Origin of the sequence: Aerococcus agrisoli (assembly GCF_003797145.1) — a bacterium.
Taxonomy (GTDB): Bacteria; Bacillota; Bacilli; order Lactobacillales; family Aerococcaceae; genus Aerococcus; species Aerococcus agrisoli.
Map to the genome: position 1 here is coordinate 21,085 of NZ_RKMG01000025.1, position 10,103 is coordinate 31,187.

Consider the following 10,103-nt stretch of genomic DNA (forward strand, 5'->3'; position numbering starts at 1 on the left):
TGAGAACCGAGAGGAGTAATCATATGGCTAGAAAATTTCCTGAAGGCTTTTTATGGGGCGGTGCAACTGCTGCCAATCAATTAGAAGGTGGCTATCTTGAAGGTGGCAAAGGCTTAACAAGTGTGGATTTAATTCCCCATGGTGAGCAACGTTTCCAAGTAGCGCTTGGCGAATTGCATTATAGCGAAGTCAAAGAGGGTTCATTTTTCCCATCACACGAAGCAATTGATTTCTATACACACTATAAAGAAGATATTGCTTTGTTTGCTGAAATGGGCTTGAAATCTTACCGTTTCTCTATGGCGTGGTCTCGTATCTTCCCTACAGGTTTTGAAACTGAACCGAATGAAGAAGGATTACAATTCTACGAAAATGTTATCGATGAATTATTGAAATATGGTATCGAACCAGTCGTAACAATTAACCACTTTGATGTACCAAAAACATTAATCGATGAATATGGTTCATGGCGTGACCGTCGCATGGTTGATTTATTTGTGAACTATGCAAGTGCCTTATTCAACCGCTTTAAAGGTAAGGTGAAATACTGGATTTCTTTCAATGAAATCAACATGTTATTACACTTACCATTCATGGGTGCAGGTATTTACTTAGGCGACTTGAAGGAAGAAGAACGTAACCAAGTGCTTTATTCTGCAGCACATCATGAATTATTAGCTTCTGCGAAAATTACAAAAGTACTTCATGAAATTGATCCTGATGCAAAAATGGGTTCCATGTTAGCAGCAGGTGAGTACTATCCATATTCTGCAAATCCTCAAGATGTTTGGGAAGCAAACTTGGATAACCGTGACAACTTCTTCTTTATTGATGTTCAAGCAGGTGGCGAATATCCTGAATGGGCGAAAATCAAGTTTGAAGAAGAAGGTATCGACATCGGTATCACTGAAGAAGATAAAGAAATCTTACGTGACAATACTGTTGACTACATTACCTTCTCTTACTACGCAAGTCGTGTTTCTAAAGCAGATTTATCTGATGTAGAAGTAGATTCAGGTAATGCCTTCCAAGGTGCGAAAAACCCTTATCTTGAAGTTTCTGAATGGGGTTGGGCAATTGACCCTCTAGGTTTACGTACAACTATGAATGGTCTTTGGGATCGTTACCGTAAACCATTATTCATCGTTGAAAATGGTTTAGGTGCGAAAGATACTGTTGAAGCTGACGGTTCTATCAATGATGACTACCGTATCAACTACTTGAAAGCACATATCAATGCTTTCATGGATGCAGTTGAACAAGATGGTATTCCTTTAATTGGTTACACACCTTGGGGTATCATCGACTTAGTATCAGCATCAACTGGTGAAATGTCTAAACGTTATGGTTTAATCTACGTTGACCGTCAAGATGATGGTTCAGGTGACTTAAGCCGTTCTAAGAAAAAATCATTTGACTGGTACAAAGAAGTCATCGAAACAAACGGACAAGCTGCGCGTAACTAATTGCTTGTTTAAAATATGTAAAAGGGGTTGGGAAAAAGGTTCCGGCCCTTTTTTTGTCGATTACAAAATGGAAATCTATTCTGTACAAATTCGTAAAGTCTTAGAGAACGAAAATCCATTCAATATAAAATTATGAAAAATTACAGAATGGGTTCCGATTCCGGACAAAAGCAAAAGACGTGAAAAATGATTTTAAACGAATTGTTTACTTCTTTGTTGGCGCAGTACAAGCTACTGTTTAGTGAATTCAAAAATAAATTGTAAGGGTATAAACTTACAATGCGGTTATGATTTTACAAGTAAGCGTTTTAGTGGTATGATTTCTCTATAGTAAATTTGCAAACAATTTTAAATGAATGGAGCGAATGAATAATGAGTGAATCTGTATTCCCGGACGGCTTTTTATGGGGTGGGGCAACTGCCGCTAACCAATATGAAGGTGCTTATAATGAAGATGGTAAAGGCTTATCTGTACAAGATGTAACACCAAATGGTGGTATGGGTGAAATTACTGATGGTCCTACTGAAGACAACTTGAAATTAGTGGGGATTGATTTCTACCACCGTTATAAAGAAGATGTTGCTTTATTTGCTGAAATGGGCTTTAAAGTGTTCCGTACTTCTATTGCTTGGTCTCGTATTTTCCCAAATGGTGACGATGCTGAACCAAACGAAGCTGGTTTACAATTCTACGATGATTTATTCGACGAATTACACAAATATGGTATTGAACCATTAGTCACTTTATCTCACTATGAAACACCATTAAACTTAACGAAAACATACAATGGTTGGACAAACCGTAAATTAATTGGTTTCTTTGAAAAATATGCAGAAACTGTTTTCACACGTTACAAAGATAAAGTAAAATACTGGTTAACTTTCAACGAAGTAAACTCTGTATTACATGCACCATTCATGTCAGGTGGTATTGGTACACCTCCTGAAGAATTATCTAAACAAGATTTATACCAAGCTGTGCACCATGAATTAGTGGCATCAGCTTCAGTGACAAAAATCGCCCATGAAATTAATCCTGATTTCAAAGTTGGTTGTATGGTATTGGCTATGCCAACATACCCAATAACGCCTGATCCAGATGATGTAATGGCTGCGCATTTAGCTGAAAACCAAAACTACTTGTTCTCTGATATCCATGCACGTGGTGAATACCCTGCATACATCAACCGTTTCTTTAAAGAAAATGGAGTTGAGATTCAATTCGCTGAAGGCGATAAAGAAATTTTGAAAGAAAACACTGTAGACTTCATTTCATTCTCTTACTACATGTCAATTGCAGAAAGTGCACATCCAGAAAAATATGAAGCTAGTGAAGGTAACATTATGGGTGGTATCAAAAACCCACATCTTGAAGCGTCTGAATGGGGTTGGCAAGTGGATCCAGTTGGTTTACGTTTAGTATTGGACCAATTCTATGACCGTTACCAAAAACCATTGTTCATCGTTGAAAATGGTTTAGGTGCTAAAGATGTCTTAGTTGATGGACCTAATGGTGAAAAAACAGTTGAAGACGACTACCGTATCAAATACATGAACGATCACTTGGTTCAAGTTGGTGAAGCGGTTAAAGATGGTGTGGACGTAATGGGTTATACTAGCTGGGGATGTATCGACTTAGTATCTGCATCTACTGCGCAAATGTCTAAACGTTACGGTTTCATTTATGTTGACCGTAATGATGATGGTACAGGTACGTTAGACCGTTACAAGAAAAAATCATTCAATTGGTATAAAGAAGTCATCGAAACAAACGGTGGCAATCTTAAGTAGAGTGTGACAAAAGGCGTTAAGAATTGAACCGTTGGAAGAAAATGAACATAAGGCGTAATTCAGCCTTATGGATTTTTCTGAAACGCAGTCAATTCTGCCTATTGGAACAGGTTTTAGTAGAGTGTGACAAAAGCCGCTATNTTCTGCCTATTGGAACAGGTTTTAGTAGAGTGTGACAAAAGCCGCTATGTAATAAAAGCAACTAGTGGTTGATGTGCATGAGGATAGAGAGGTTGGGGTGACTCAACTTCTCTTTTTGTATATGTGGACAAATATGGGCAATAATCTTTTAAAAAAATTAACTAAAATATGATAAATGTTACAGAAATATTACGTGAACTAGTGTATACTATATGAAAGCATTAACATTTTATGGTAATAGGAGGCAAAATATATGAAGAAAGTTGCTACATGGGTTATTGGGTCACTGATTGGATTGATTTTGATTGGTTATGGGGTAGGTGTGTATTATTATCAAACGCATTTTTTACCTGCAACAGTTGTGGCCGGTGTGAATTTGAGTGGTAAGACAGAGGCAGAGGCTGAAGAGGCTTTGACGTCTCAAGAGAATGCGGCCAGTGTGTCTTTACAAGAGAATGGTCAAGAAGTTGCCACAGTAGATTTAGCTGAAGCTGGTTTCTCTCCTGTTATTGAACCACAATTGGGCGAATTATTAGATCAACAAGCAATCTTTACTTGGCCGGTAACACTTGTAGAAAATGTACTTGCGTCGTCTGAAGATAATAAGTTAACTTTGGATTGGCAAGTGGATGAAGCGACTTTCCAAGAATATTTTGCGGCATTACCGCTAGACCAAACGGATAGAACGGCGTCAACGAATGCACAAGTGGTCTTAAATGATGAGACGAAAGCTGTTGAAGTAGTGGCTGAAAAACAAGGGAATACTGTTTCAGCAGCGTCATTAGCTGATGCGATTGCAGCGAAAGCCGGTGCTGGTGAAACGACGGTTGATTTGGCTGAAGCCTATGAAAAACCAAGTGTGACAAGTGACAGTGAAGAAATTCAAACAGCCAAAGCGGACATTGAAAAGATTTTGAATGCGCAAATTTCTATGAAAGTTGAAGATGAAGAATATGCTATTCCAAGCGAAACAATTGCTTCATGGATTTCTATGGATGATGCAGGTGAAGTGCAGGTAGATAAAGATGCAATTGATGCTTACCTTCTTGACTGGAATGTGAATAATGCGGCATTAAACAAAAAACATGAGTTCCAATCAACAGCTTCTGGTACGGTTACAGTAGATCCTGGTATCTATGGTTGGTACATTAACCGCGAATTCGCAACAGATGAATTAGCTGAAATTGTATTAACTGGTCAAAACACTGTCTATGAACCAACTATTGGTGGGGAAGGCTACAATACGGATAGCTACTTTGGTAATTCGTATATTGAAGTGGACTTAACTGAGCAAAAAATGTTTGTCTACGTCGACGGCGTGCAACAAATTGCTACTGATATCGTATCCGGAAACATTGGTACTTCAACAGTTCCTGGTGCTTACGCAGTTTGGGATAAACAAACACCTTCAGTCTTGAAAGGTTACAATCCTCGTACTGAGAAAAATTACGAGCAACCGGTAGAGTACTGGATGCCATTTGATTACACTGGGCAAGGTGTGCATGATGCAAATTGGCAATCAACTTTTGGTGGCGATGTTTACTTACAACGTGGTTCACTAGGTTGTATTAATACACCACCAGCAATGATGGCCCAAGTATTCGAAACAGCATACGTTGGTATGCCAGTAATCGTATTCCAAGCTTAATAATGAAAGTTTTAAGGCAGTTTTCCTAGTTTAGGGAAACTGCCTATTTTGTTGGCAAAAATCACACAGTTATATAACAGTAGATAGTGAAAAATATAACAGGTTATTGTTGTAGACATGGGCATTGAAACCTGTTACTATAATACACATAGAATAAAATTTGGTGGTGATATGAACAGATGATTGAATTCAAGCAAGTATCAAAAGTATTTCAATCAGATCAAGGTCAAGTGAACGCCTTAAAAGATGTCAATGTATCCATTCACGACCATGAAGTATTTGGTTTAGTTGGTGAAAGTGGGGCTGGTAAATCTACTATGCTACGTTTCGTCAACGCATTGGAGCATCCGACATCTGGTGATGTAATCGTCGATGGCATCAAGGTGAATGCACTTGAAGGCAAAGATTTACGAAACTTTCGCAAAAATGTCGGCATGGTATTCCAGCAGTTTAATTTACTGAATAATAAAACAGTTGCTGAGAATGTGGCACTGCCTCTTTCATTACACAATTATGAAAGCGCATTAACTGTTGATGAAGTATTGGATTTTGTTGGCTTAGCGGATAAGAAACACCAATATCCGAGTCAATTATCTGGTGGTCAGAAACAACGGGTGGGTATTGCGAGAGCTTTGATTACCCGACCAAAAATATTACTAGCAGATGAGCCGACTTCAGCTCTTGATACGAGTACAACCAAGGAAATTGTGGATGTATTAAAAGCAGCGCATGAGGCCTATCAAGTGACCATGATTGTGGTGACGCATGAGTTAGATGTCATTAAGGCCTTATGTGAACGTGCCGCTATTCTAGAAGACGGGGCAATCACCCAAGTCATAGATATCGCAGCACCAGAAGCGGGCAATGAACTACATCAAACATACGCTGAACATGTAATGGAGGTGCTTGGTGGACATGAGTAATCTTCAAATGTACTGGCAACGTTTAGTGGAGTTTGCGCCAGATATTGTTGAGAGTCTTGGTCAAACTGGGATTATGATGGGCTTTGCCATGGTAGCAGCGATTGTCTTAGGTTTACCTTTGGGGACGATATTATTTTTAACCAATGAGGGAAATCCACGAGAAAATAAAGTGGTCTATCAAACCCTGTCAACTTTGGTGAATATTATCCGCTCATTCCCATTCTTGTTGTTAGTGGTATCAATGCAGCCGATTATTCGGGCAGTATATGGTCGTGCAACGGGTGATCCGGTTGCGGCATCGTTTCCCATGATGGTGATTGCTATTGCCTTGTATGCACGTTTTGTGGAGCAGTCGCTCATGGATGTCGACCGTGGTGTGTTAGAAACGGCAGATGCCATGGGTGCTACAACTTGGCAGTTGGTGACAAAATTCTTATATGTTGAAGCAAAATCCTCATTGATTATTGGTTATACAACCGCATTTGTTAGTTTCATCTCTTACTCAACCATTATGGGTGTTGTTGGCGGCGGTGGTATTGGTGACTTTGCCATCCGTTACGGTTACCAACGTTATGAAACGGATATGATGTATACGGCTATTATTATCATTATTGTGATTGTACAAATTTGCCAATGGTTTGGTTTAAAATTGGCACGAAAAATGGATCATCGTTAGTTTTGACAAAAATTTGGGTATTCAAAATTTTAAGGAGTGAATGGAAAATGAAGAAATGGCAATTGTTTACTGGGGTATTATCAACAGCAATGTTATTAGCAGCGTGTGGAAATGGTAGCGAGGCAACAGAGTCTACAGCTGCAAGTGCTAGTGAATCAGTTACAGAGACAGCAAGTTCTGAAGATACTGTCATCAAAGTAGCTTCACATACGACACCAATGACTGATATTGTTGAAATTGCTGCAAGTGTTGTGGAAGAGCCTTATACAATTGAATTAGTTGAAGTATCAGATAACATCCAATATAACGAAGCAGTCTTCAATGATGAAGCAGATGCGAACTTTGCCCAACACGAACCATTTATGGAAGTCTTCAACGAAGAACGTGGCGCCGACTTAGTAGCTATCCAACCAATTTATAATGCTGTGGTTGGTTTCTATGCACCAGAATACGAAACAATCGATGATATTGAAGATGGGGCAGAAGTTGCCATTCCAAGTGACGCAACGAACGAAGCACGTGCTTTACATATCTTGGACGCACAAGGATTGATTGATGTACCGGATGAAACATTTGTAACGGTGGATGATATTACATCAAATCCTAAGAACTTAACATTTACGCCCGTTGATTTGTTGAACCTAAATGCAGCTTACCAAGATGGTGTGGATTTAGTGTTCAACTACCCAACGTATATTGCTGAAATCGACTTAACACCTGCCGATGCGATTTTCTTAGAAGAAGATGACACCAACCGTTTCGCTTTACAAGTCGTAACGCGTGAAGGTAATGCGGATTCTGAAAAGATTCAAGCCTTGAAAAAAGCATTCACATCTCAAGAAGTGTATGACTTCCTAGAAGAATTAGCAGCCAAAGGTCACCTAAAACCAGCCTTTGAAGATCCTTCAAAATAATTTTTTTTATTTGTAAAAAAAGCCTTCCTACATTTTCGTAGGGAGGCTTTCTTCATGTACACAGGTTTATTTTCCTTGACGGTGCATTTGGGCAAAATTTACTTATCATGATAAATAGGAAGATAATGCCAAAATAACCGGATACAACATAGACGATATTGACAAGCTGATCAAAGGGCAAGAATAGGCCAATCAAAGTGGCAATCAAGCCCACCAAGGCAGTCATCCATTTATGACCTTTCGTACCCTCTGTCGCCAAACTTGAAGCGACATTCCATAACATGGCTACGACCGTTGTATAAATGGCTAGCATGATAATAATGATGAATAGGTAAGAAACAAAGGGATGAATATCGTTGGCAATCACCAGGGAAGGGACTTGTGCGCCACCAACGCTAGCGAAACCTGCCATGAAGGCTAAGAATAAAATCAAAATACCAGCCGCATAGATACCGGATGATAAAAGGGCTGCGATTTTTGTTTCCTTCAAGGTGTTGGCCTGAGTACCAGTTTGGGCTAGGAAACCCGCGTTCAGCATGATGATCAGACCAACGTAATTCAAAGCTGAAATGAGCCAATTGCCTGAGGCAGCGTGAATCGTTTCATCTGCTAGGGCTGCTTGTACGAGTTGGTTAGCTTGACCTAGCTTGCCCTGATACATGAAAAATCCAGCAAGCCCTAATAAAATGGCAATGATTGCAATGGCTGGACCGATGTTGCCAAGAATATTGGTTAATTTTTCAAGCCCTAGCATAACTGTTCCGGCTGATAGGATGTACATAATCCCAGAGCCGATAATGACGGGGATGCCGAATTGTTGATGAATCGTAGCGCCAGCACCTGCCACCATAACAGCGTATGTTAGGAAGAGTACTACGAGCGCTAAATATTTGTAAATGGTGCCGATTTTTTGACCAGCAAAGAGTATGAAGACGTCATTTGGACTAGATAAGTCCTTTTTCCGATTAAGACCTGCGCGAAAAAAGGCATGACCCATAAATGCTACGGTGATGAATGTGGTGATGATGCCCAATATTCCTTGCCAGCTATGGGCGACGAAATACTGGATGATTTCCTGACCGGTGGCGAAACCTGATCCAATTAGGCTGGCGGTCATGGCGCCTGCCGTAATCAGGATGATGTGCCAATTGGCTTTTTGTTTTGTTTCAACTTTCATAAGTGTTCCTTTCAATGCCATATCTGAGGGATATGTGTTTTTCCATTTCTCCATCATAGCAGAATATGGTCATTTTTGTGGTCTAACGGATTAAATTTCTGTCATTGAAGGCTATTAAATTGAATCATTCTGTTAATCGTTCGTATTTTAGGATATAATCAGTAACTGACATGCGGTGATTTTTTGTAATACCGCCAATAAATTGAAGAAAAGAAGGAAGCGAAATTATGACAAATCACATCGTATTATTTGAACCAGAAATTCCAGCTAATACAGGGAATATTGCTAGAACATGTGCGGCTACTGACAGCCATCTACATTTAATTGAGCCATTAGGATTCAAAACGGATGATAAACATCTAAAACGTGCAGGCCTAGATTACTGGAATGCTGTGGATATTACTTACCATGAAAATCTAGAAGCTTTTATGACTTATTTAGGTGACCGTCAATTATATTTAGTGACTAAATTTGCGAACCACATTTATTCAGATATTTCATTTGGTGCCAATGATCAAGACCAAGATATCTTTTTGATGTTTGGAAAAGAAACAACCGGTTTGCCAGAAGAATTCATGCGTGCACATGAAGATCAATGTATTCGTATCCCTATGGACGATACACATGTGCGTTCATTAAATCTGTCAAACTGTGTGGCTCTAGTGATTTATGAAGTGCAACGTCAACAAAAATTTAATCAATTAGACCTAACACATCATTATGAAAATGATAAGTTAGATTAGGAGTCTATGTTTGGAAAATAAATTGTTCTTTATTGTCTCAAGCAAGTGGTCCCGTTATTTGACTACCATTATTTTTTGCTATAATAATGGCATAGAAAGCGTTTTAATTAATAGAAAATCTCTATTAATGGATGGGAAGAGGTGTCGTTGATGCTTTTGAAGAGACCCGCTCAAGAATTGAAAGAAACTTTGTTTCGATTCCCATTAGCAGTTTTGTTTGGTGTCCTAGCCACAGGTTTGAATATTGTTGTGAACCACTCCGTTTCAAGTAGTGACATGCGTATTTGGTCTGTTGGTGTGTTTTCCAGTGTAATAGGAATTTTCCTAGGTATACTGGCTGAAGTGGTTTATGAACGTTTTTGGTTTTCTAAAGGACCCAAGGTAAGATGGGCGTTATATGCCCTGATAATTGCAAAGGTTGCCGGCTATTTTTATGTAGCTAGCCAAGATGTGGGATTTTTTGACAGTGATCTTTTCTTTAGAAGTATCATTGGCATTATTTTGATTAATCTGTGTATTATTTGGTTACCAACTATTCGTAATAAAACTTTGTGTTTTACGGAAAGTTTCCGAATTTGGTTTAAATCTTATTTTGTTTCCTTATTCCTGAACAATTCATACTTT

The 10,103-nt window shown here is 39.0% G+C and carries 8 protein-coding genes and 1 pseudogene; 8 read left to right on the forward strand and 1 reads right to left on the reverse strand.

Annotated elements, in window-relative coordinates:
• The first annotated feature begins 23 nt into the window (after positions 1-23).
• The 6 genes from EF384_RS07490 (at position 24) to EF384_RS07515 (ending at position 7,559) form a co-directional block, all read left to right on the forward strand.
• Positions 24-1,466, forward strand: coding sequence for a 6-phospho-beta-glucosidase (locus EF384_RS07490; protein ID WP_123780797.1), 1,443 nt, complete (start codon positions 24-26; stop codon positions 1,464-1,466).
• Between the two features lie 372 nt (positions 1,467-1,838).
• Positions 1,839-3,257: a glycoside hydrolase family 1 protein gene (locus EF384_RS07495; protein ID WP_123780799.1), complete on the forward strand. Its 1,419-nt coding sequence runs from the start codon at positions 1,839-1,841 to the stop codon at positions 3,255-3,257.
• Between the two features lie 394 nt (positions 3,258-3,651).
• On the forward strand, positions 3,652-5,046 hold the full coding sequence (locus tag EF384_RS07500) for a L,D-transpeptidase family protein (RefSeq protein ID WP_123780801.1): 1,395 nt from the start codon (positions 3,652-3,654) through the stop codon (positions 5,044-5,046).
• Positions 5,047-5,225: 179 nt separating this feature from the next.
• Entirely contained in the window at positions 5,226-5,969 is a 744-nt protein-coding gene (locus EF384_RS07505) for a methionine ABC transporter ATP-binding protein (protein WP_123780803.1), read from the forward strand.
• A complete protein-coding gene (locus tag EF384_RS07510) occupies positions 5,962-6,645 on the forward strand; it encodes a methionine ABC transporter permease (protein WP_123780809.1) in 684 nt (227 codons plus the stop codon). The genes EF384_RS07505 and EF384_RS07510 overlap by 8 nt, the downstream gene beginning before the upstream one ends.
• Positions 6,646-6,692: 47 nt before the next feature.
• The gene (locus EF384_RS07515) at positions 6,693-7,559 is read left to right on the forward strand and encodes a MetQ/NlpA family ABC transporter substrate-binding protein (RefSeq protein WP_123780805.1); all 867 of its coding nucleotides are present in this window, start codon (positions 6,693-6,695) and stop codon (positions 7,557-7,559) included.
• A 52-nt stretch (positions 7,560-7,611) separates the two neighbouring features.
• Here the strand turns inward: EF384_RS07515 and EF384_RS07520 are convergent, their stop codons facing one another.
• A complete protein-coding gene (locus EF384_RS07520) occupies positions 7,612-8,736 on the reverse strand; it encodes a YkvI family membrane protein (protein WP_233570071.1) in 1,125 nt (374 codons plus the stop codon).
• Between the two features lie 227 nt (positions 8,737-8,963).
• Between EF384_RS07520 and trmL the strand changes: the two genes are divergently transcribed.
• Entirely contained in the window at positions 8,964-9,479 is a 516-nt protein-coding gene (gene trmL, locus EF384_RS07525) for a tRNA (uridine(34)/cytosine(34)/5-carboxymethylaminomethyluridine(34)-2'-O)-methyltransferase TrmL (RefSeq protein WP_123780807.1), read from the forward strand.
• 150 nt (positions 9,480-9,629) lie between these two features.
• Positions 9,630-10,103: pseudogene (locus EF384_RS07530) on the forward strand (hypothetical protein); the annotation flags it as partial.

What these genes read in the sequence shown, in the direction of transcription:
- EF384_RS07490 (WP_123780797.1), top strand. Translation starts at nt 24, where the DNA reads ATGGCTAGAAAATTTCCTGAAGGCTTTTTATGGGGCGGTGCAACTGCT.
- EF384_RS07495 (WP_123780799.1), top strand. Translation starts at nt 1,839, where the DNA reads ATGAGTGAATCTGTATTCCCGGACGGCTTTTTATGGGGTGGGGCAACT.
- EF384_RS07500 (WP_123780801.1), top strand. Translation starts at nt 3,652, where the DNA reads ATGAAGAAAGTTGCTACATGGGTTATTGGGTCACTGATTGGATTGATT.
- EF384_RS07505 (WP_123780803.1), top strand. Translation starts at nt 5,226, where the DNA reads ATGATTGAATTCAAGCAAGTATCAAAAGTATTTCAATCAGATCAAGGT.
- EF384_RS07510 (WP_123780809.1), top strand. Translation starts at nt 5,962, where the DNA reads ATGAGTAATCTTCAAATGTACTGGCAACGTTTAGTGGAGTTTGCGCCA.
- EF384_RS07515 (WP_123780805.1), top strand. Translation starts at nt 6,693, where the DNA reads ATGAAGAAATGGCAATTGTTTACTGGGGTATTATCAACAGCAATGTTA.
- EF384_RS07520 (WP_233570071.1), bottom strand. Translation starts at nt 8,736, where the DNA reads ATGAAAGTTGAAACAAAACAAAAAGCCAATTGGCACATCATCCTGATT.
- trmL (WP_123780807.1), top strand. Translation starts at nt 8,964, where the DNA reads ATGACAAATCACATCGTATTATTTGAACCAGAAATTCCAGCTAATACA.